The sequence below is a fragment of the Haemophilus sp. HMSC61B11 genome, assembly GCF_001838615.1.
Classification (GTDB): domain Bacteria; phylum Pseudomonadota; class Gammaproteobacteria; order Enterobacterales; family Pasteurellaceae; genus Haemophilus_D; species Haemophilus_D parainfluenzae_AD.
Genome location: NZ_KV837971.1, coordinates 1 through 22,822 on the forward strand (window position 1 = coordinate 1; position 22,822 = coordinate 22,822).

Genomic DNA, 22,822 nt, shown 5'->3' on the forward strand with positions numbered 1-22,822 from the left:
CACTAACCTTGTAATTGATTTCGCATAATGTATATTATGTTAAATTAAATATATGAATAAGTCACAAATCAAAACGGATAACTATCCTACTTTTATGCCACTGGTTAAAATAAAGTGATTTTGGGTTATGGATATAAAAGAAATAAATGGATGTCTTTGAAATGGAATAATTAGAATTAGTCTGAAATTTTGAGATAACGCTACGTGAATTCTGAATACAATTACGTATATCAAATTCACCAGATTTCATCATTCTTGATCTGATAATGAGAATTTATTTTATAAACACCCCACAAATGAGAATAATTAACATTGGTTTTTCTTTTGTTATTAGTGACTTATAAAAATATTTTTATAAAAATACTTGCTTATTCTCATTTGTGAGATTAGAATGCACACCGATGACAAGTTAAGCAGTCTTGTTTTTATTTTTAATCTCTACTTAATAAGGAAAGGAGTTGGTTATGCTTAATAAAGCGATCGCAGATAAGTTAAATGAACAAATCAATTTAGAGTTCTACTCTTCTAACGTTTATTTACAAATGAGTTCTTGGTGTAGCAAACACGGTTACGAAGGTGCTGCAGCATTTCTACTTCGTCATGCTGATGAAGAATTAGAACACATGCAAAAATTATTCCAATACGTAAGTGAAACAAGTGGTATGCCACTTTTAGGTAAAATTGATGCACCTAAAAATGACTACAAATCACTTAAGGAAGTGTTTGAAACCACACTTGAACACGAAAAATTCATTACTTCTAAAATTAATGAATTAGTTGAAGTGACTTTTGCAAACAAAGACTATTCTACTTTTAACTTCTTACAATGGTACGTTGCAGAACAACACGAAGAAGAAAAATTATTCAATAGCATTATTGATAAATTTAACTTGGTGGGTGAAGACGGTCGTTCGCTTTACTTTATCGATCGTGATTTAGCAACATTATAATTTTAAAAGGAGAATAAAAAATGTTATCATCAAACGTAATCAAATTATTAAATGATCAAATGAACCTTGAGTTCTACTCTTCAAACCTTTACTTACAAATGAGCGCATGGTGCGAACAAAACGGTTTTGAAGGTGCTGCTAAATTTTTATCAGCTCATGCTGCAGAAGAAATGCAACACATGCGTAAATTATTCACTTATTTAAATGAAACTGGTGCATTAGCGGTAATCACTGCAATTGAAGCGCCTGCGCATGAGTACAAATCATTAAAAGAAATCATTGAATTAACTTATAAACACGAAAAATTGATCACAAGTAAAATCAATGAATTAGTGGGTAAAACTTTTGAAGAAAAAGATTACTCTGCGTTCAATTTCTTACAATGGTATGTTGCAGAACAACACGAAGAAGAGAAATTATTCAGCGGTATTTTAGACAAATTAAATCTTCTTGGCGAAGATGGCAAAGGTTTATTCTTAATTGATAAAGATTTAGGTAACCTTGCTGGTCAAACCGCTTAATTAGAGAATCATAAAGCTTAGTAGAAATACTAAGCTTTTATTTTACTTATTATTTGTGACAACGTATCAAATCATTTCAAACTTCTCTTTTATCGTTGAACACAAGTTGATGAAATTTAATACAATTACACGTTTTTAATGAAATTTTACTTGCAACGAAGTAAGATAAACGTATAATTCAGAACAACCCAAATGCCTGGGTGGCGAAATTGGTAGACGCAGCGGATTCAAAATCCGCCGGTGAATAACCGTGTCGGTTCGAGTCCGACCCTAGGCACCATATTATAATCCTCGTTCATTGGACGGGGATTTTTATTTTGGATGTTCATAAACAAATCAACTATTTACAAATATTTTAGTGAAATGTTTCAAACTATTTTCATATCCTTATGCTACCCATTGTTGCATGTTTATACATTCATTACGCTAAAATTACGCCAATTTATAAGCTAAAAACTACTTCTGCTTAGTCTTCATTAAAAATTGTTTTAAATCACTAATAGATTGATTTCTATTATTTAAATCTACGACCTCTGAAACTCGGTCAAAGCGAAAAGTTAAGTACATTTCTCTAAGAAAGCAAAAACCATAAAAGTAATTTTGCTCAAGATCAAAACAACGAACTTCAACAGCCCTATATTCAGTGGTGCCACTTTCAGGTGTGTAATACATTAAAATTAATGCTTTTGTCCTAATGCTTGTTTTGCGTTCATACCAATCAGGTAATTCAAATGTATCACAGTCTTCCATGGCTTGTCTGTCGATATACACCTTTTGATCTGGAGTCTCAACTCTAACATCCACCATATAGGTTTTACCTGAAGGACCTTTAAGTTTCTTATAAATTAAATCACTTTCTGATTCATATTGCTGGATTAACTTTTCTAGTTGCTCTTCCTCTATACTAAGTATTTTTCCATATTTTGATTGTTTTGCTCTTGAAGTATTTGCTGCTTTAATTTCTTTTACTGCTACTTTAAATAAACTTGAAAAGAATCCCATAATCTTTCTCCTTATACTTTAAATTATTTAATGATACAGCTAAATAGAGAAATAATTTTTGATATACTTCACAAAGTTAAATATTCACTATAACTAAACTATATTGATATGGACTATGTCAAAACAATCTAATCAACCAACAATTGGCACTTCTAGCTTATGTGATATAATACATGGACGGGTTCAATCCTAAAATTTTTTAGAGCCATTGTTATACAAGATTACCCCAAAATCCGATTTCATTTTTCCATTACGTGTAAAACAAGTGGCACCACTGATTTAATAAGCTCTGAGTTAATTCAGGGCTTTCTTTATTAGCTAAAGTAATCAATATGACAGAACAAAACCAAGATAAAAAACAGACTTATAATTTCAATAAATTGCAAAAACGTCTTCGTCGTAATGTAGGCAATGCAATTGCTGATTTTGGCATGATTGAAGATGGTGATAAAGTAATGGTTTGTCTTTCTGGTGGTAAAGACAGCTATACACTTCTTGATATTTTGTTGAATTTACAACAAAGCGCACCGATTAAATTTGATATCGTAGCCGTCAATTTAGACCAAAAACAGCCCGGTTTTCCTGAGCATGTTTTACCTGAATATCTGCAAAGTATTAGTGTGGATTATAAAATCGTTGAAGAAAATACTTATGGCATCGTAAAAGAGAAAATTCCAGAAGGCAAAACAACGTGCTCTCTCTGCTCTCGCCTACGCCGTGGTATTTTATACCGTACGGCAACTGAACTTGGCGCAACAAAAATTGCACTTGGACACCATCGTGATGATATGCTGGCTACCCTGTTTCTGAATATGTTCTACGGTGGGAAACTAAAATCGATGCCACCGAAATTAATTTCAGATGACGGCAAGCAAATCGTGATTCGTCCATTGGCTTATTGTAAAGAAAAAGATATTGAAAAATATGCCGTAGCTAAAGAATTCCCAATTATCCCTTGTAATTTATGTGGTTCTCAACCTAATTTACAACGTCAAGTAGTGAAGGAAATGCTGAATACTTGGGATCGTCAATATCCAGGTCGCTTAGAAACCATGTTTAGTGCGATGCAAAACATTACGTTGTCACACTTATGTGACCCAAAACTCTTTGATTTCAAAGGCATTAAACATGGCCAATCACTTGATGGCATTGAAGGGGATACCGCATTTGATGAAGAACGTATCGAACCAATGAAATTTGATGATGAAGATGCATCTGACTACGCCGATAATGAAATGATCAGCTTTAAAGAAGTAAATTAATATGATTACCGTACAAGAAAAACAAATCGAAACCGACGCTTTTGGCTATTTACTTAATATGGCTGATTGGAATGAGGATGTAGCAAAACACATCGCTCAGCTAGAAGGTGTAGAACTGACCGAAGCTCACTGGGAAGTGATTTATTTTGTGCGTGATTTCTATCAAGAATATAACACCTCCCCTGCAATTAGAATGCTGGTAAAAGCAATGTCAGAAAAATTAGGTGCTGATAAAGGTAATAGCCGCTATTTGCAACGACTCTTCCCTGATGGAGCAGCCAAGCAAGCAACCAAACTGGCGGGTCTGCCAAAACCAGCTAAATGCTTATAAAATAACGTAACCGCACGATAAAGTGCGGTTATTTTTTTACTCAAATTTCGCTACATACAAAAAAATACAATCGCTATATACTTATAAAAACAATGAATTTTGAGTGTATGAATAAATTCTCCCTTACCTTTCCTCTTTTACTTTGCCTACTTATTGGGCTGATTTTTTGCTCGCTCTCTTGGGGGCGTTTTGCAATTCCGCTTGAGGATGTAGTGCAAAGTCTGATTGGTAATAATGTCAGTGATGTGCAAAACAACATTTTTTTAATCTTCGTTTACCTCGTGAGCGGCATTTGAAATACTAGTTAGCTTCTCTGCGAGTTTTTCCTATTTATTGATCGCAATATAAATTGAAAATAGGCATTAAAAAAGACGATAGATGTTGCTTTTCTATCGTCTTTATAAACAAAAAAAACAGAGCAGACTTTTTACAGTCCCACATCCGTCTTTGGATGGTTGGAAAAATCCAAGCTCTGTTTAGTATATTATACCATTTTTTTCATTTACCTAAAAGATAAAATATTCTGCACTCTATAATTTCATTTTCTTTCTCTTCATTGCAGAAGAAATACTACATAAATTTTCTGCAACATATATTCCCATTTTTGCAAGATCTACATAATCCTCAAAATTAATCAATTTCGGATTTGTGCTATCATATCTATACATGTCGTGAGTAAAGTCATTTCTAAGTTTCCTAAATGTTATTAATTGATTATCTAATGTTGTATTGTCAACCGTTAAATTAAATGCTTTATAATCTTTAGAAAAATCAATATCCAATAATTTGGTATTCTTAATTCTATATTGTAAGAAGCCAATCATTTTTTTCTTTTTTACATCGCTTTCTAAATCCTTATTTTTAATAGCATTATAAATATACTCTGTTTTTTTATTCAACATATCTCCATTTACTGATTTTCCTATATGTTCACAAATACGCTTTGTTCTATTTTCAATTATTGCATATGAACATGCTATCGATTCTAAATAAAATTTATTTTCAAATGATACATGCATCCTCTTTCTTAAATTATCTACAAATATAGTTTGATTAATCATTACATATTCTCCCAATTATTTTATATAGCCTATTATACCAAATATACCTATGCCACATAAAGCTATAACAGAAAATATTACAATCTTGTAATTACTGTATTTCTATTCATCTTAACTTTTCCTTTTCTTCTGATGTATTCTTCAATATCAAACATATTCTTTTTATCATAGTCTTCCAAGAGCTTGTAATTCTTGTGCTTTGTAATATCGAATTTGTCTGACAAAAACGGTCTGACACCTCGAAGCTGAAAAATACATTTACTGCCATCCATAACAGTTATCTCATCCTGACTCATCAGCTCCTTTCCTGTCTTTTGGTAATTCAGTCCATAACTGTTGACATTGGATCTTGTTTCCGATGTGTTATATAGGTCTATGGTTTCTTTACCCAGTGTTTCAGATAGTTCTTTAAGTGTAGTTTTCTCCTCCAAGAAACAAGGTACTATCACAGTTACCTACAATGGTATCTGCATTATCCTTGTAAATTGCCTTTAACTGAGATTGTGCTTGCAAAATAATGCTTGCCGAAATCTCTCTTGAACGGATTGTCGCTATTAACTTCTCAAACTTTGGAATTAAGCCGATATTGGCAAACTCGTCAAGCAAGCATCTTACATGAACAGGTAATCTTCCCCCGTATTCATCATCTGCCTTATCACAAAGTAGATTAAATAGCTGTGAATACATAATAGATACCACAAAGTTAAAAGTATCATCTGTATCAGAGATAATAATAAAGAGTGCTGTCTTTCTATCGCCAAGAGTGTCAAGCTCAAGTTCATCTTCCTTCATCAAGTCTCTAAGCTCCTGAATATCGAAAGGAGCAAGCCTTGCACCACATGATATAAGAATAGACTTCGCCGTTTTTTTGATGGATTGAAGAAAACCGTAAGGATTACGGCTGAAGTTTTAGGCGATAAAGCGCCTGAAATCGCAGAAAGCTATATCAAAGAATTAGACGGTAACATTAAATTTGTTGAAGAACGTCTTAAAGGTCTTAAAGATGAACAACGCCCAACCGTATTACATATCACTAAAGGTTCTGATCTAATGATGATTGACGGCGGAAAATCGATGATTGGTGAATGGATTAAATTAGCCGGCGGTAAAAGCGTATTACCAGATGAAGCCAATATGATCACGGTTACCATGGAAGCTATTTTGCAAGCCAATCCGGATGTGATCATCATTGGCAGCAGCGGCAATAAAGCGCAAGCAGCGATAGATAAAATCAAAGGCGATCCTGCATGGCAATCAATAAGTGCGGTCAAAAATAATCGTATTTATGCCAACCCAACCGGCACGTTCCCATGGGATCGCTACAGTGCAGAAGAAGCCTTACAAATTCTTTGGGCAGCTCAACTCTTCCATCCTGAACAATTTAAAGATTTAAACATGGTGGAAAAAACACAAGCCTTCTATAAAAAGTATTACGGTTATGAGTTAAGCAAAGAAAATGCTGAGCAAATCTTGAAAGGTTTATCACCTATTAAGTAGTATTTTCAAATTATATATTTACCTATATAATGTCTACTCTTTTTAACTCAAACATAAGGAAATGCTTAATGAAAATTAGTGCAAGAAACCAACTTAAAGGTACTGTAAAATCAATCGAAACTGGTTCTGTGAACGCAATCGTACACATTGATATCGGTAACGGTAACATCATTTCTTCTACCATCTCTATCGATGCAGTAAAAGAATTAGGTTTAGCAGTTGGTAAAGAAGCATATGCGATTATCAAAGCGACCTCTGTAATGGTTGGTGTTGAATAATCTCAACTAAACTGTTCCGAATCTATATAACCGCACTCGATAAAGTGCGGTTATTTTTTTGTCTTTTTCTCTCTAATCTCTTTATTCCCCTTCTAATAAAATGCATTTTATCCTTAACTAAAATGAAACGATCTTTGCTCTATTTTGTTATTTATTAACTTTTCATTAATTATATTATATAATTTTTACACATTATCAATTTTCGGTTAATAATCTACTTTTGGATTATTCTGTTAAACTTAGGAGAGCAAATGACAAATCAACGTTTTATTACCATTTTAGGCTATGTCGCAACATTTACTTCAGTTTGTATGTATGTGTCTTACTTGCAACAAATTGGTCTAAATTTATCGGGTCAAAAAGGAGGTTGGTTACAACCTTTTGCCACGATGATTAACTGTATAGTTTATGGGTGGCTTATGGTTTGTTAAAAGAAAAACGCGATTGTCTATTTCATTAGCTAATGCACCAGGTGTGATTCTAGGCTTGATTACTTTCGTCACTGCCTTATAACACTATAAAACCTCATACAAAAAAGACCGCACTTTTAGAAATCTTAAAGTGCAGTCTTTTTGTTTATTAATTTAATTCATTTAAAACCTGAAAATTATGAACTTGTATAATCTTTTATTCTATTGCATTCTATTAATGAACAGACGTTTAGACGTCTAAACTAAACAAAGACAATAGAAGGATTAATTATGACAACATTTCATTTAGCAGGATTTCCGCGTGTAGGCGCAAAACGTGAACTTAAATTTGCTCAAGAGCGTTACTGGCGTGGCGAAATTTCAGAAGCGGATTTATTAGATATTGCAAAAAGATTACGTGAACTAAACTGGCAACACCAAGCCAAGGCAAATGCTGATTTTGTCGCGGTGGCTGATTTTACACTTTATGATCATATTTTAGATTTACAAGTGGCAACAGGTGCAATTCCTACTCGTTTTGGTTTCGATAGCCAAAACTTAACGCTCGATCAATATTTCCAATTGGCGCGTGGCAATAAAACACAATTTGCGATTGAAATGACAAAATGGTTCGATACCAACTACCATTATCTCGTACCAGAATTCCATAAAGAGACACAATTTAAAGCAAACCCAGCACATTATGTGACTCAAATTCGTGAAGCCAAAGCGCTTGGATATCAAGTCAAACCAACAATCGTTGGTCCACTCACCTTCCTTTGGTTAGGTAAAGAAAAAGGCGCTGCATTTAATCGCTTTGATTTATTAACAAAACTCGTGCCAGTTTATGTTGAAATTTTAAATGCGTTAGCTGCAGAAGGCGTAGAATATATTCAAATTGATGAACCCGCTCTCACCTTAGATTTACCGGCAGAATGGATTGCCGCTTATAAAGTGGTTTACGCCACTTTTACTGAACAAATAAAAGCGAAATTATTGCTTGCGACTTATTTTGGTTCTGTGGCAGAACATGCTGATTTGTTAAAAAACCTACCTGTTGCAGGTTTACATATTGATTTAGTACGCGCACCAGAACAACTTGCTGCTTTTGCGGATTACGACAAAATCTTATCCGTGGGCATCATTGATGGCCGTAATATTTGGCGTGCAAATTTAAATCAAGTGTTAGATGTGGTTGAACCATTAAAAGCGAAATTAGGTGATCGTTTATGGGTTGCGCCAAGCTGTTCACTTCTCCACACGCCTTATGATTTAGAGGTTGAAACACAACTACAAGCCAATAAGCCTGAGCTTTATCAATGGTTGTCTTTCACGTTACAAAAAATTCAAGAATTACGTGCTATTAAGACAGCTCTTGAGCAAGGCCGTGAAGCGGTTCAAGCTGAATTAGCGGCTTCTCAAGCTGCTGCGGATGCACGTAAAAACTCGCATGAAATTCACCGCACTTGTGTGGCAGAACGATTAGCAAATCTACCAAAAAATGCTGACCAACGTAAATCGCCATTTGCGGAACGCATTAAATTACAAAATGCGTGGTTAAATTTACCACTTCTGCCAACGACGAATATTGGTTCTTTCCCACAAACGACAGCCATTCGTCATGCCCGTGCTGCCTTCAAAAAAGGTGAGCTTAGCTTAACTGATTACGAAACTGCAATGAAAAAAGAAATTGAATTTGTTGTACGTGAGCAAGAAAAATTAGATTTAGATGTATTGGTACATGGCGAAGCAGAACGTAACGACATGGTGGAATACTTCGGTGAACTACTCGATGGTTTTGCTTTCACCAAATTTGGTTGGGTACAAAGTTATGGTTCACGTTGCGTGAAACCGCCAGTGATTTACGGTGATGTTACTCGTCCAGAACCAATGACGGTACGTTGGTCGCAATATGCCCAAAGCCTTACCAATAAAGTGATGAAAGGCATGCTAACCGGTCCAGTCACAATCTTACAGTGGTCTTTCGTACGTAACGATATTTCTCGTGAAACGGTCTGTAAACAAATTGCAGTAGCCCTTTCTGATGAAGTATTAGATTTAGAAAAGGCAGGCATCAAAGTGATTCAAATTGACGAGCCAGCTATTCGTGAAGGTTTACCGTTAAAACGTGCAGATTGGGATGCTTATTTAAAATGGGCAGGCGAAGCCTTCCGTTTAAGCTCAATGGGTTGCCAAGATGATACTCAAATTCATACACACATGTGTTATTCCGAATTTAACGACATTCTACCGGCTATTGCAGCCTTAGATGCCGATGTCATTACTATCGAAACCTCGCGTTCTGACATGGAATTACTCACCGCATTTGGTGATTTCAAATACCCGAATGATATTGGCCCAGGTGTATATGACATTCATAGTCCTCGAGTACCTGCAGCAGAAGAAATTGAACATCTTCTTCGCAAAGCATTACAAGTGGTGCCGAAAGAACGTTTATGGGTAAACCCAGACTGTGGTTTGAAAACACGCGGTTGGCCAGAAACAATTGCTGCATTAAAAGTGATGGTTGATGTCACGAAAAAATTACGTGCTGAATTAGCATAAAATCAGTAAAAAGAAAGGCGAACATGAGAAATGATCTCTGTTCGCCTTTTTCTTTTATTTCAAAACAAATTCATTTTTGACCGCACTTACAGGCTAATATATTCCATTTTCACCTTGCAGAGACTCTTCAATAACTGCTCTGCCATCTTGCGGTGACTTAAACGCAATGGTTTCTCTGCAAATACTACTCGCTCAATTTTTGATACATCCAATTGATTTAAATAAGCAAAATTAATCGCCGTTTGCATTGCTGGTAAGCTTGGGTTAAATGCTGCATTTTCTGCATACCGACCACAAATCATTTCCCCATTTTTAAATAAAATGCCAACACCATGAGGGCTTTTAGAATAAGGTGAATGTGCTCGGTTTGCCCCTAAAATCGCTTTATTTGCCACTTCATCTTCTGTCGTCAATGTGAAACCTTGTTCTTCTTTGTTTAATAGAAGCAAATCAACGCCTAAATCTTTTGGGCCAAAGCTATCGGGTAAATATTGAGGAAGTGGATTATTTTGGCTGTGTGGCAAATGGATTTTCAAATCTTGCGCTTGATAAAGCTCATTCATAAATTGACGACAGTGACCACAAGGCGTGTAATTCACCACGATATCCGTGATGCGAGGTTCATTACGTAACCATGCGTGGCTAATCGCACTTTGTTCAGCATGGATGGTTTGAGCCATACTACCCCCCTTAAATTCTTGATTCGCACCAAAGTAAAAATCACCACTTTCACCAATCGCAATCGCGCCAACATGAAATTCTGAAATTGGGGTGTGGCTATAGCAAGCCGCTACGGGCAAAAGTGCCAAACCTAGTTGAACAGGCGTAAGCTTAAATTCATCACCAATTGACCGCACTTTTTCAGCTGGTAAAAAACCTTTCCATTCTTGTTCTTCTAATGCAGAAAGAATTGCATTTGAAAGTGGCGAATCGGCTAATGCTTGTTGAATTTTTTGTTGCATATTAAATCTCCTTATTTTTATATGTCCATTCTACGCTATTTGAGAAAAAACCTAAACGCTAAAAGCATTTCGAAATATGTTTCCAATCATTTATCAACATTAAAAATAAACAAAAAAATAACCGCACTTTTAAAGTGCGGTCATAAATTAAGATATTTTATTCACTCGTTTTATAACAACGATGGTGCAACACCAAGTAATTTTCTTGTGTAATCCACTGTTGGGTGGTTGAAAATATCTTCGGTGCTACCCGTTTCCAAAATTTGACCGCCGTACATTACGACAATGCGATCAGATACTTGGCGTACGGTTTGGATATCGTGAGAGATAAACACCATGGCAAGATTGAGTTCTTTTTTCAAATCCGCCAATAAGTTTAACACTTGAGCACGAACGGATACGTCTAATGCAGAAGTCGGCTCATCCGCCACAATCAGTTTTGGATTCAGCGCTAAAGCACGTGCAATCGCCACACGTTGTTTTTGCCCGCCCGATAAACGAGTTGGCTCAACTTGTGCTGCAGAACGTGGTAAACCTACGCGAGAAAGCAAGTCATACACGCGTTTTTCCCGTTCATGGGGTTGTAACACATTGTGAATATCCATTGGATCACGCAAAATATCCAACACTTTCATGCGAGGATTCAGTGCGGTTGCTGGGTCTTGGAAAATGACCGATACTTGGCGACCGAATTGTTTTCTTGCTTCTGAGCTGCCATATTGCATTTGTAAGCCGTTGAATTTCACTAAACCTGATGTTGGTTTAAGAAGGCCAATAATCACGTTGGCTAAGGTAGATTTCCCGCAGCCAGACTCCCCAACTAAACCAATGGTTTCCCCTGCTTTGATGCCAAGACTCACATTGTTCACCGCAGTGAATTTTTTACGTCCAAACAACGAACCGTCGCGAGAAGGAAATTGCACCACGATATTTTCTAAATCGATGATGTTTTGTTCTTTAATGACTTTAATACTACTGCTCATATTATGCTCCTTTCGCTTCCGTTACAGGCTTAGCTAGATGAGAAGCCCACAAGTGAGACGGCTCGCCTTCCACAGCGGTTAATACCAATTTTTGTTCTGGATTTGCATCTGGTCGCAATGAACGACTTGCAAAACGGTCACCTGTAGCAAAATCGTAAGGCGATGGTACGCTGCCTGGAATTTGATATAGGCGTTTCGCACGGACTTCAGTTGAAAGTACAGAGCCCAATAAGCCACGGGTATATTCGTGAGTTGGATTAGCAAGCAATAAGGATGTTGGTGCCATTTCAACCACTTGCCCTGCATACATTACCGTAATGTGGTGGGCTAATTGAGCAACCAAGGCTAAATCGTGGCTGACAAAAACCATTGCAAACCCCAGTTTTTCACGTAGTTCATTCAATAATTTCACTACTTCAGCTTGAACGGTTACGTCTAATGCAGTTGTTGGTTCATCGGCGATTAATAATTTCGGTTCACGAGTTAATGCCATTGCAATCACCACACGTTGACGTTGACCACCAGAAAGTTCGTGTGGATAACGATTCAACACTTTTTCAGGATCAAGGTGTACCCATTCCAACAATTTTTCTGCGGTATGGTGACTGCCACGTTTGATGAGCTGTGCCATTTGATCTTTAATACGCATTGATGGGTTTAACGCACTTAAAGAGTCTTGGTAAATCATCGCAATTTCAGAACCACGCAATTCACTTAAATTGTTAGAATTAAGTAAGCTATGTTGTTTGCCACTACGGTCGGTGAAAAGCACTTCCCCGGTAATTTTTGCTGTTTTTGGTAACAAGCCCATGATAGAGAATGCGGTAATAGATTTACCACAACCAGACTCACCTACTAACCCCATGGTTTCCCCTTCATTTACGGTGAAGCTGATATTATCGACCAATGGAATGTCACCATAACGATTTGGGAAACGAATAGATAAGTTTTTCACTTGTAAAATCGGTTTTGCATTTGGATCTAATTGCATACGATTAGTACGTGTGATTTCTTTTTCATGTAATTTGAGTAAGTAACGTTTTAACGCAAGACCTTCAGAAAGCGCTTCTTGTACGTCAGTAGAAAGACGTTCATCTGATTTGCCTTCTGGTTTTTTACCGCCTTTTAAGCGCGGGTTAACCAATGCATCAGTAAGACCTTCCGCTAAGATATTTAAGGCTAACACGGTTAAAAGAATCATCACACCTGCAAAGGTTGTCGCCCACCATGCACCATTTAATACGATGTTACGACCTTCAGAAAGGATGTTACCCCATGAAGGATGTGGTGGTTGTACACCTGCACCCAAGAAAGAAAGTGAAGCTTCGAATACTATAGCATCTGCCACCATTACGGTTGCGAAGACTAAAACCGGTGCAGCAGTATTGCGTACAACGTGTTTGAGAAGAATATAAGTACGGCTACCACCAATCACGCGTTCAGCACGCACATAGTCTTCATCCCATTGTGATACCACGTTCGCACGAACCACTCGAGCAAGTTGCGGGGTATAAACTACGGCAATGGTGATGATAATGACCGGTACAGAGTTACCAAAGGTTGCTAATAACACTGCCGCTAATGCGATACCCGGGAAAGCCATTAAAATATCCATTAAGCGCATAATAATTTCATTGCCCCATTTATCAGATGTCGCTGCAGTAGCCCCTAAAACACTACCGAAAAGAATGGCACAAGCTACCGCACCTAAACCGATAAATAAGGACGTTTGGGCGCCGTAAACAATACGAGAGAAAATATCACGACCAAGTCGATCAGTCCCAAACCAATATTCCGCACTTGGAGCACGCATACGTGCGATCACTTCTAATGGATCATGTGTTGCGACCCAAGGGGCAAACACCGCCACTAAAGCAACGAAAACTAAGAATAATAATGAAATTTTTGATGCGGTGGAAAGTGCTCGGAATCTCGCACCGCTTGCAGCTAATCGATCTGCTAAACCTTGACGAAACATTATAGACTCCGAATTTTAGGGTTAATCAATACATAGAGAATATCAACGATAATATTCACTAAAACGAAGGTAAAGGCGATTGTTAGTACCACACCTTGTACTAAGTGCAAGTCATGGTTGACGATACCGTTAAAAATCAATTTACCCATACCTGGTAAGTCAAAGATTTGTTCGATAACTACCGCACCACCAAGTAAGTAACCTACACGTAAGCCTAATACAGTCACAGGTGTAATTAAGGCATTACGTAATACGTTGTGACGAATAACGGTTGCATAAGGCACACCGTTACCAATCGCTGTTCTCACATAGTCTTTATCCATTTCTTCAACCATGGTTGTACGCACCACACGAATTAATGACGCACATACTGGCACAGCAAGTGCAAGAGATGGCAAAATCATGGAATTGATATACCCCATTGGGCTTTCGCTGAATGGTACAAAACCACCAGAAGGCAACCAATCTAATTCCAAAGAGAACCATTGAATAAGTAAGATACCTAACCAGAATGATGGGGTCGCAACCGCTGCAACAGAGATTAAACGAATCACTTGGTCTACCCAGCTATCACGATAAAGCGCTGCAAGTACACCTAATGAGAAAGACACTACTGCCGCAAACACCACGCCAATTAAGGTAAGTTGTAATGTGATTGGGAAAGATTTCGCTAGCATGCTACTGATGGGTAATTCTGGTGGCATCGTCACACCAAAATCCAATACAAGTAAGTTGCCTAAGAAACGAAAATATTGAACAAAGAGTGGATCATTTAAGCCATGTGATTCGCGGTAAAGTTGTTTTGCCGCTTCACTAGCACTTTCGCCTAATGCCACTGTAGCAGGATCACCCGGCGTGAATTGAAGCACGACAAAGACGAGTGCTGTTACACCAAGTATCATGACCGGCAAAGCCATCAATCGGCGTAACAATAATCGAAGTATCATTTCCATCTGACCTCTCCTATTCTATTTTGAGAAATTCATTAAATTAAAAATGAAGTGAAACAATCAAATTAAAAAACAAAATGATTTATACAAATCATAATATCCGCTCTATACCCTGTCAATCCAAGTACCTAGGGCAAAGTTCAAATCTGTGATCGGCTTCACAAAGATTTTTTTGAAATAAAATAGAGAGCAAAAATGATTGAAAAACAGGGGAAAAAATGACCGCACTTTGGTGTTAAAAAGAAAGAAAAAAGGCTGTTGATTGATCAACAGCCCAAACATTAAAAAGTGCTTTTATTTACGGCCCACACCGAGGAAAGATAAACCGGTTGTCGCTAATGGTTGATAACCTTCAAGGCTGCTATCATCCCATGCTGAAGGGAGTTTACGGTGAACAATCGGATAAAGTGGTACTTCAGCCGCAATAATGTTAATCGCTTCTTCCCATGATTTTTTCGCTTCAGCGTGATCTTTTGCTCTCACAGCTGCATTGAGCAATTCTGTCACTTTCGCAAATTCAGGGGTGTTGCTCCAGCGGAAACGACGTTTCGGCCATACATCACCACGATACCACCAGCTTAAAAGCAAGTCTAAGTCGTTACCAAACACGGATGGGTCACCCGGCGCGATGGCTACTTCATACACACCTGGATCCACGTTGTTGCTATATAACGCACCCGATTGTAAGTGTTGTAAAGTGACTTTCACACCTGGAATCTTGTTCCAAGACTCTAAAATCAATGGTGCAGATTCTTTCACCCAGTCGTGGTCGGTTGCGAGCAATTCAAATTTAAGCTCAGTTACACCGGCTTCTTTTAATAATGCCGAGGCTTTATCAGGATCATAAGGATATTGAGTTGATGCCTTAATATAATCAGGGTGAGTCGTTTGTAAGTATGATGTTGCAGCTTCTGCATTACCATCAAATACAATATCAACAAGTTTGTCAGTGTTTAAACCATAGTGTAATGCTTGACGTACTTTCGGATTGTTAAACGGTGCTTTTTCACAGTTAAACATTAAGAATAGCAAGCCGAAAGATTGAACAGATTGCACTTGTTGTTTTTTATTTTTCAAACGGCTAATGTCTAAATAAGGCACACTTTCCATTGCTTGAGTACGTTTAGACTCTTGTGCAGTTACACGAGCGGCTGCATCAGAAAGTAATAACCAAGACATTTTTTCAACTTGTGCTGGATATTTACCATTGTAAGGTTCATAAGCTTCAAAGACGATTTTGTCATCTTTCACTGCTGAAACAAATTTGAATGGGCCAGAACCAATTGGGTGTGCATCAAATGCAGATTGTCCCACTTTATCGATCACATGTTTCGGTACAATTTTCACGCAAGTTAAGCGGTTAGCGAATAAAGCAAATGGATATTTCAATTTAAATTCCACCACTTTATCGTCTACCGCTTTCACACTTTCAACGAAATCAATAAACATCACAAATAGTGATTTATTGGCTGGATCCATAATGCGATTGAAAGAATACACAACGTCTTCAGTGGTGACGGGGGCGCCATCATGGAAAGTTGCACCTTCACGTAAAGTAATACGCCATGTTGTTTCATCAACTTGTTCTGGCTCTTTTCCAGCTAAAGCAAGATAAGGTTCACGAGTTGCAGGATGTAAATCCACCAAACCTTCAAAAATATGCAAGTTTGCGGCATAAGGTGAAGCACCGCTTGATGTCATTGGGTCAAAACCAGTAGAAAGTGGATAAGCAATCCCCGCTTCAATGGTTTTACCTTTAATGTCTGCAGCAAAGGCTTTTGGTGTAAATGTGCCTAATGTGCCACTAAATGCAATACCTGCCCCCACGCCAGCCATAAGTTTCATAAAATGACGACGAGATTCATTAGTTTCAAAGGAAAAATGCTTTGTCATACTAAACTCCTGATGAGTAATAAAATCATATTTTTGGTTTTTAAACCTAGCCAAACATTTCATTCGAAAATGAAGTAAAGCAATCAAATCTTAGAATAAAATGATTTGTATCAATCATAATCATCTTCGATTCATTCTGTCAAAGGGGAAATATTGAATGTGTGATCTACTTCACAGAGTTTTTTGTAACTTGAAACAAAAGCTTTTAACTATGTATAATTTATTATGAATAGATTTTAACTATTGAATCACTAGATAATATGAAATAGCCATCAGAAAAAATGATGCTTATAATGACCGCACTTCCCAAGCAAGGGAATAACATTTTAATCAACAATAAAGAGGAAAATACTATGTCAAAAACATCAATCGGTTTAGATAAAAAAGCATCTGAAAAATTAGCAGCAAAATTAAACGAATTATTAGCAACCTATCAAGTCTTCTATACTAACGTGCGTGGTTACCACTGGAACATTAAAGGCGTAAACTTTTTTGAATTACACGCAAAATTTGAAGAAATCTACACAGATTTAGTAGAAAAAGTTGATGAGGTCGCAGAACGTATCTTAACTTTAGGTTACACACCACATAACGGTTATTCACAATACTTCAAAGACTCACGTATTAAAGAAGAGTTAGGAGTAAGTGATGCACAATCTTGCTTAAAAGGCACATTAGAAGGATTAAAAGTATTACTTGAGCAACAACGTGAAATTCTTGAATTAGCAGGTGAATCTGATGATGAAGGTACAGCGTCTCAAATGAGCGACTACATCAAAGAACAAGAAAAACTTGTTTGGATGTTCCAAGCAGCTTGTCAAACTTGCCATGCTTAATTAAAAAATTTCCATAAAATAAAAACCTGCAAAAAGCAGGTTTTTATTTTGTCTTTAAAACATATATCTCTTTCTATACCATTAATTCTTGCTTTTACTGATTCTCTTTCTGCGTTTTTTTAAACATCTCTAAACTTTTTTCTTGTAGCTTATCTAATTCTTTAAGCATTTCATCCGTATAACCTGCTTTTTTAATCCAATACTCTGCTTCTTTAGCATCCATATTGCCTTGCCCGTTCTGGTCTAGAGAGACTAATGCTTGAGCGGCTAATTCCTCAATCGCCTCTTGGTTACCTAATTCTGCGGACTTCTTAAGAAAGAATAAAGCTTTATCATCATCTTGCTCAACAATGGCTCCTTCATCATAGATATAGCTTAACTCAAGTGCTGCATCCGCATGATTAAGCTCAGCTGCGCGTTGATAATATTTAATAGATTTAGCTAAATCATTCCCTTCTGAATAATAGACGCCTAATTGAAAAAGTGCTTCTGGCTCATCATTATTCGCTGCCTTTTCTAACCAGAATAATGCCTCTTTGTTGTTTTCAGAATAAAGATCAAAAAAATTCATCGCGAGTAAATACTGTGCATAGCCATATTCTTTTTTTGCGGCTTTAATTAATAAAGGCTTCGCTTTTTTCAATTTATTTTCTTGAATATAAAGATCGGCAAGATTCGTTATCCCTATCGCATTATTCTGTTTTGCTGACATTTCATAGTATTTCATTGCCTCTTTGATACTTAGTGAAGTACCGATTCCAAATTCATAAGCATAGCCTAAAGAATTCGCATAATGCATATCGCCAGAATCCACTTTATTTTTAAGTGCATTGAACCCCTCTTTCATCAATTTTTCATCTTCTTGAATTTCACCTAATTCAATTTTAGCCGCCTCATTCCCTAACTCAATCGAGCTTTTCGCTGCTTGAACAGCTTCCTTCAAATTGTCATTATTTTTTTGATGAATAGATAAGAAAAATAAAGCATCCGCATTCTCCAACTTTCCAGCTCCCCCAAAATACTCTACCGCTTTCGTACGATTCATGGGGCGCGTAATGCCGTAGAAATAATCATATCCTTCTTCATAAAGCGCTTTTGCTTTTTCAACGCGCTGGGCTTGTGTCATTGGTATCTGTTCAATTATCACCAAGTCTGCTAGAGCTTCATTCGATTTCACAGGTATAAGATGAGTTTGTAGATTTAATACGGTTGCAGCAATTAATGCGACGATATTTGTCATTTGGATTCCTTTTATTAGAGAATTATTCTGATTCCATTAAGAATGACAAGCGGTTAAATTTCTTCCTTGTATTTGCAAAATTCGGTGAAATTTAACCGCACTTTCATTATTTTTTCTTATTTAATTTTGCTTCTAATGCTTTAATTTTTGCTTTAATTTCTTTATTATCTCGTTTGGTTTCTTTCTTTTCAATTTCGTACCCTTGTTTATAAGCTTCTAATGCTGCATTATCATCTTTGGCAAATTCTTCATAACGTTCTGCAAATTGATAATATAAATTATATGGCGCTTTTTCTTTCTCACTTAAACTTTCATCCAATGCAATTATGTTATTAAATAACGCTTCTGCCATTTCATAATTTCGTTCTACACCTCTACCTTCTAAATAGCGAATAGAAAGCTCATTCATCGCTTCTACATTCTGTAATCGAAACGCTTCTTCTAATAATTCAATGGCTTTCTTATCATCCTTTTCTACACCTTCGCCATTTTCATATAAATAACTTAATTCAAGCATAGCCTGAGAATCATTCAATTCGGCAGCTTTTTGATAATAATAAATCGCTTTGTTTATATCCTGATTATGATAATAACTAGCTAAATACATGATGGCTTGGAGGTTATTATTTTCAGCAGCTTTATTTAGCCAATAAAGTGATTCTTCTGAGCCTGCTTCATAAATGCTATAACCTAAATTGTATTGTGCCACATCATTATTTTTTTCAGCCGCTTTTAGCATCAGCTGTTTAGCTTTTTCAATTTTATCTTGTTCAAGATAAAGTTCACTTAAATGTCCTAATGACATCGCATTACCTTGCTCAGCTGAAGGGGTAAAAACTTTAATTGCCTGTTTAATATTCTCTTCAGTGCCGATACCGAAACGGTAAGCATAGCCAAGTACATTGGAATAATGTAAATCGCCCTGTTTAACCTTTTCTTTTAATGCTTTAAAACCAGCCGAATATAGTTCTTCAGAATTCCCTAAATCTTCCTGTTCGGAAATTTCTCCCAATATAAATTTTCCTGCCATGTTTCCTAGTTCAATAGCAGAATCAGCATATTTTCTAGCTTGTTCAAGGTCGCCATTATCTATCGCATTCATCCCTAAGAAAAAGAGGGCATCAGCGTCATCTAAATCAGCAGCATCTTTTAAAAATTTATCCGCTAAAGTACGATCAACCGTTTTGGTGATCCCATATTCATAATCAAAACCTTTCTCATAAAGCGCTTTTGCTTTTTCAATACGTTGTTCCTGTGTCATTGAAGTTATATCACTAGTATGTTCTTGTGATAACTTAGGAAGTGAGTTTAATGTGCTTGCGGCAATAATAGTTGCAATGATAGTTGCAGTAAGATTAAGCATTTTTATTCCTTCTATTTTAAGAGCGGTTATATTTCTACTTTATGTTATAAAAACATCGTGAAATCTAACCGCTCTTTATTTGAAATTAATCTTGTGATAATTTTTGAATACCCTTAACTGGCAACATTAAGGTATCGCCAACGAAACTTAATGGAACATCAATAATGATAAATGGATAAAAAAGAATTGTACCAAAGGCCTCACCAACATCTCCTGCTGGAGCGGTTTTAGAAAAGGTAAGACGAGAAACATCTTCTTGAACACCACTATAAACCTCTGGTTGATCTAAAGTCATTAAGGTACCACACCCAGTTAAAGGCAACATCATAGCCAAAAGAAACGATTTATTTAAAATTTTCATAAATTAAATTCCCAAAAGATAATGTTTATTAAATATAATAGGGGTGAATAATATAGTTGTTTACTCAACTACTCAAGAAGAATAACAACAAATTCAAATATAAAATAAAAATGGACGAGTTAATGAGCTGATTATAAAAAGATAAGGGCATGTTAAACATGCCCTTATACTAAAATTATTCGATCTCTTATCAAAACACTTCACTTTTATACGACAGGCTTTTGTCTATAAAACAATAATCCTGGCAAGGCTAAACCAAAAACAAGAGCACCTAAAATAAAACTGGTATTGATAAAAGAACTAATCATTTGCTCAAATAATTTATCGGAAAATCCATAATGATGAATTTGTACAATCGCAATCATGGCTTTATAAGCCTGAACACCAGGAATCATTGGAATAATTGCGGCAACAGTGAAAACCTTTGGGTGAGCTAAATAACGATGAGACAAATGTACGCCAATAAAGCCAATGACACAAGTTGCAAAAAAGGTAGAAAAAACAATAGGCAAACCAAAGTATAGTAATAAGGTTCTTGTGATATGTCCAAGTGCTCCTAAAATAGCACAGTACATTAAGGCCTTAGGGGGAACATTAAATGCTAAAGCAAATCCTACTGCCGGGATGGCTGCAAAAAACATATCATCGAGTAAATTCAGTAAAAGCATCTAATTACCCCACCCAAGAAACAATATTTAAAAGATTTAATGCAAAGACGATACCTAAACAAGCACCAAAGGTGAGAACGGTGGCTATGGTCCATCGACCTAATCCCATATTGACATATCCTTTCAAAATATCCGCAAGTGAATTAATTAATGGGAATCCTGGAACGAGCAATAAAACGCTAGAAGCTAATGCGATATGGGGATCGTTGCCTAAACTATATTTCAAACTCATACCTGAAATAAGTGAGGCAACAAATGCGGTAATAGCAAAAACGATGAGTGGATTGTAATGACGTTTAGAAATTTCTTGTCGAACAAACATGGCGATGGCGGAAGCAATAAAGGTAATTATACAAATTGTCATATCACCGCCAGAAAGATGAGCAAAAGAGGCGCAAGATAAACCAATCATAAAAACCACCAAATAACGGTTATATCTTAGTGGTTTTAATTTATCCAGTTTCGTTTGTGCCATCGATAAATCATATAAACGACGCTCTACCGCAATCACAATACGTTGAACATCTGTAACGATTTGCATATTAATGCCTTTATCAACATTCTTACGTATAGTGGTAATACAATGTTGTTTGGAAAGTGTGGTAAGTAATACGGCATTTGCCGTTAAAGCACACTCCACGCTTTCAATGCCTAAGGCAACTCCCAATCGCTGTGCCATTTGCACAACAACAGCACTTTCTGCTCCATGTTGTAATAATAACAAGGCGGTTTGCACACAAATTCGGGTAACCGCACGCTGATATTCTTGCTCCATATCTTTACGCTCTTATTAAAATAGACGTAAAAGATTATAGATCGATAAATAAAAAATACTGAAAAAATGACTGTACCTATGATCCAAGTCAAAGTTAGGAAATATTACAATTCACCTTATTTTAATTTTTTATAATACAAACAACCTTTTTTATCACCACTATCACAAGCCTTACCCAACCATTCTTTGGCTACAGTTCTATTTTGTTTTACACCTTCTCCATCGCGATACATCAGGCCCAAATTAAATTGAGCCATTGTATATCCTTTATCCGCCGCTTTTCGGTACCATTTCGCTGCTTCAACATAATCTTGTTTTACACCTACTCCATTATAATACATCACGCCCAAACTATATTGAGAACGTAGCCCCCCTTGATCCGCTGCTTTTCGGTACCATTTCACCGCTTCAACATAATCTTGTTCTACGCCCTCTCCTTTCGCATACATCATGCCCAAATTATGTTGAGCTTTTACATCCCCGTTTTCCGCTGCTTTTCGAAACCATTTTGCTGCTTCAACATCGTCTTGTATACCATTTCCATTACGATACATAAGGCCTAAATTATATTGAGCTCTTGCATCCCCTTGATCAGCCAGAGGCTTCCAAAGTTTCAACGCTGTTTGGTAATCTCCTTTTTTGACCGCTTCAAAACCTTGATCAAGCTGTTGGTCCGGTGTATTTGTCAAACCTGTTGAATGGCAAGAAGCAAGTGAAAAGCCTAGAATAGCTGTAGTGAGAAGTGTTTTTGTCAATTTCATGTTGGTTTCCTTATTTAATGAAGTCATTTTTAATATTCTGTTTTTTTCACAATAATTGAAAGTGTAAAGTTGGAAATATTTTGTCATTTTAGCATGTAGATGTCGAATAGATGAGGCTTCAATCATTATTATCTAAGTTTTGCACTGAGATCTTTCTTCTGAGCAAAATAAGTTT

The 22,822-nt window shown here is 36.5% G+C and carries 20 protein-coding genes, 1 tRNA gene and 4 pseudogenes; 11 read left to right on the forward strand and 14 right to left on the reverse strand.

The window, feature by feature from the left end:
* The first annotated feature begins 464 nt into the window (after positions 1 to 464).
* From ftnA (HMPREF3263_RS04190) to HMPREF3263_RS04200, 3 genes are all read left to right on the forward strand, one after another.
* Positions 465 to 950, forward strand: a complete 486-nt coding sequence (gene ftnA, locus HMPREF3263_RS04190) for a non-heme ferritin (protein WP_005696115.1) — start codon at positions 465 to 467, stop codon at positions 948 to 950.
* A 20-nt stretch (positions 951 to 970) separates the two neighbouring features.
* On the forward strand, positions 971 to 1,471 hold the full coding sequence (gene ftnA, locus HMPREF3263_RS04195) for a non-heme ferritin (RefSeq protein WP_005698992.1): 501 nt from the start codon (positions 971 to 973) through the stop codon (positions 1,469 to 1,471).
* Between the two features lie 194 nt (positions 1,472 to 1,665).
* Positions 1,666 to 1,751 (forward strand) — tRNA-Leu (locus tag HMPREF3263_RS04200).
* A gap of 176 nt (positions 1,752 to 1,927) precedes the next feature.
* Here the strand turns inward: HMPREF3263_RS04200 and HMPREF3263_RS04205 are convergent.
* A complete protein-coding gene (locus HMPREF3263_RS04205; protein WP_005698997.1) occupies positions 1,928 to 2,473 on the reverse strand; it encodes a hypothetical protein in 546 nt (181 codons plus the stop codon).
* 332 nt (positions 2,474 to 2,805) lie between these two features.
* Here HMPREF3263_RS04205 and ttcA point away from each other — a divergent pair, with 332 nt between their 5' ends.
* The 3 genes and pseudogenes from ttcA to HMPREF3263_RS10835 all read left to right on the forward strand — a co-directional run.
* Complete coding sequence (gene ttcA, locus HMPREF3263_RS04210) at positions 2,806 to 3,735, forward strand: tRNA 2-thiocytidine(32) synthetase TtcA (RefSeq protein ID WP_070853011.1); 930 nt, start codon at positions 2,806 to 2,808, stop codon at positions 3,733 to 3,735.
* Between the two features lies 1 nt (position 3,736).
* A complete protein-coding gene (locus HMPREF3263_RS04215; protein ID WP_070853012.1) occupies positions 3,737 to 4,066 on the forward strand; it encodes a TusE/DsrC/DsvC family sulfur relay protein in 330 nt (109 codons plus the stop codon).
* A gap of 107 nt (positions 4,067 to 4,173) precedes the next feature.
* Positions 4,174 to 4,349 (forward strand): annotated as a pseudogene (locus tag HMPREF3263_RS10835) (iron ABC transporter permease); the annotation flags it as partial.
* Positions 4,350 to 4,596: 247 nt separating this feature from the next.
* Here the strand turns inward: HMPREF3263_RS10835 and HMPREF3263_RS04220 are convergent.
* A complete protein-coding gene (locus HMPREF3263_RS04220; RefSeq protein WP_070853013.1) occupies positions 4,597 to 5,127 on the reverse strand; it encodes a hypothetical protein in 531 nt (176 codons plus the stop codon).
* A gap of 77 nt (positions 5,128 to 5,204) precedes the next feature.
* Positions 5,205 to 5,994: pseudogene (locus HMPREF3263_RS10925) on the reverse strand (VirD4-like conjugal transfer protein, CD1115 family); the annotation flags it as partial.
* Between HMPREF3263_RS10925 and HMPREF3263_RS04230 the strand changes: the two are divergent.
* The 4 genes and pseudogenes from HMPREF3263_RS04230 to metE all read left to right on the forward strand — a co-directional run.
* Positions 5,995 to 6,624 (forward strand): annotated as a pseudogene (locus tag HMPREF3263_RS04230) (ABC transporter substrate-binding protein); the annotation flags it as partial. It lies immediately after the preceding pseudogene.
* 68 nt (positions 6,625 to 6,692) lie between these two features.
* Positions 6,693 to 6,902: a TOBE domain-containing protein gene (locus HMPREF3263_RS04235; RefSeq protein ID WP_005696093.1), complete on the forward strand. Its 210-nt coding sequence runs from the start codon at positions 6,693 to 6,695 to the stop codon at positions 6,900 to 6,902.
* Between the two features lie 251 nt (positions 6,903 to 7,153).
* Positions 7,154 to 7,415, forward strand: a pseudogene (locus tag HMPREF3263_RS04240) (SemiSWEET family transporter).
* Between the two features lie 188 nt (positions 7,416 to 7,603).
* Complete coding sequence (gene metE, locus HMPREF3263_RS04245) at positions 7,604 to 9,877, forward strand: 5-methyltetrahydropteroyltriglutamate--homocysteine S-methyltransferase (RefSeq protein ID WP_005699044.1); 2,274 nt, start codon at positions 7,604 to 7,606, stop codon at positions 9,875 to 9,877.
* An 86-nt stretch (positions 9,878 to 9,963) separates the two neighbouring features.
* Here the strand turns inward: metE and cdd are convergent, their stop codons facing one another.
* The 5 genes from cdd to HMPREF3263_RS04270 all read right to left on the reverse strand — a co-directional run bounded on the left by cdd (position 9,964) and on the right by HMPREF3263_RS04270 (position 16,643).
* Positions 9,964 to 10,839, reverse strand: coding sequence for a cytidine deaminase (cdd, locus tag HMPREF3263_RS04250; RefSeq protein ID WP_049370985.1), 876 nt, complete (start codon positions 10,837 to 10,839; stop codon positions 9,964 to 9,966).
* 170 nt (positions 10,840 to 11,009) lie between these two features.
* Positions 11,010 to 11,822: an ABC transporter ATP-binding protein gene (locus HMPREF3263_RS04255; RefSeq protein ID WP_005696082.1), complete on the reverse strand. Its 813-nt coding sequence runs from the start codon at positions 11,820 to 11,822 to the stop codon at positions 11,010 to 11,012.
* 1 nt (position 11,823) lies between these two features.
* Positions 11,824 to 13,800 (reverse strand): dipeptide/oligopeptide/nickel ABC transporter permease/ATP-binding protein, encoded by a 1,977-nt coding sequence (locus HMPREF3263_RS04260; RefSeq protein WP_005696081.1) that lies wholly within the window; start codon positions 13,798 to 13,800, stop codon positions 11,824 to 11,826.
* Positions 13,800 to 14,753, reverse strand: coding sequence for an ABC transporter permease (locus tag HMPREF3263_RS04265; protein WP_014065363.1), 954 nt, complete (start codon positions 14,751 to 14,753; stop codon positions 13,800 to 13,802). Before HMPREF3263_RS04265 ends, HMPREF3263_RS04260 begins: the two co-directional genes overlap by 1 nt.
* Positions 14,754 to 15,044: 291 nt before the next feature.
* Positions 15,045 to 16,643, reverse strand: coding sequence for an ABC transporter substrate-binding protein (locus tag HMPREF3263_RS04270; protein WP_070853014.1), 1,599 nt, complete (start codon positions 16,641 to 16,643; stop codon positions 15,045 to 15,047).
* Positions 16,644 to 16,996: 353 nt separating this feature from the next.
* Between HMPREF3263_RS04270 and HMPREF3263_RS04275 the strand changes: the two genes are divergently transcribed.
* Positions 16,997 to 17,479, forward strand: a complete 483-nt coding sequence (locus HMPREF3263_RS04275) for a Dps family protein (protein ID WP_032804145.1) — start codon at positions 16,997 to 16,999, stop codon at positions 17,477 to 17,479.
* 94 nt (positions 17,480 to 17,573) lie between these two features.
* Here HMPREF3263_RS04275 and HMPREF3263_RS04280 read toward each other — a convergent pair whose 3' ends face one another.
* From HMPREF3263_RS04280 to HMPREF3263_RS04305, 6 genes are all read right to left on the reverse strand, one after another.
* Positions 17,574 to 18,719: a tetratricopeptide repeat protein gene (locus HMPREF3263_RS04280; protein WP_005699034.1), complete on the reverse strand. Its 1,146-nt coding sequence runs from the start codon at positions 18,717 to 18,719 to the stop codon at positions 17,574 to 17,576.
* A gap of 106 nt (positions 18,720 to 18,825) precedes the next feature.
* A complete protein-coding gene (locus HMPREF3263_RS04285; protein ID WP_005699062.1) occupies positions 18,826 to 20,082 on the reverse strand; it encodes a tetratricopeptide repeat protein in 1,257 nt (418 codons plus the stop codon).
* 85 nt (positions 20,083 to 20,167) lie between these two features.
* Positions 20,168 to 20,443, reverse strand: coding sequence for a YceK/YidQ family lipoprotein (locus HMPREF3263_RS04290; RefSeq protein ID WP_005696073.1), 276 nt, complete (start codon positions 20,441 to 20,443; stop codon positions 20,168 to 20,170).
* A gap of 206 nt (positions 20,444 to 20,649) precedes the next feature.
* The gene (locus HMPREF3263_RS04295; RefSeq protein ID WP_005696072.1) at positions 20,650 to 21,111 is read right to left on the reverse strand and encodes a threonine/serine exporter family protein; all 462 of its coding nucleotides are present in this window, start codon (positions 21,109 to 21,111) and stop codon (positions 20,650 to 20,652) included.
* Positions 21,112 to 21,115: 4 nt separating this feature from the next.
* Entirely contained in the window at positions 21,116 to 21,886 is a 771-nt protein-coding gene (locus HMPREF3263_RS04300) for a threonine/serine exporter family protein (RefSeq protein ID WP_005696071.1), read from the reverse strand.
* A 116-nt stretch (positions 21,887 to 22,002) separates the two neighbouring features.
* On the reverse strand, positions 22,003 to 22,647 hold the full coding sequence (locus HMPREF3263_RS04305; protein WP_005696069.1) for a tetratricopeptide repeat protein: 645 nt from the start codon (positions 22,645 to 22,647) through the stop codon (positions 22,003 to 22,005).
* Positions 22,648 to 22,822: the final 175 nt, after the last annotated feature.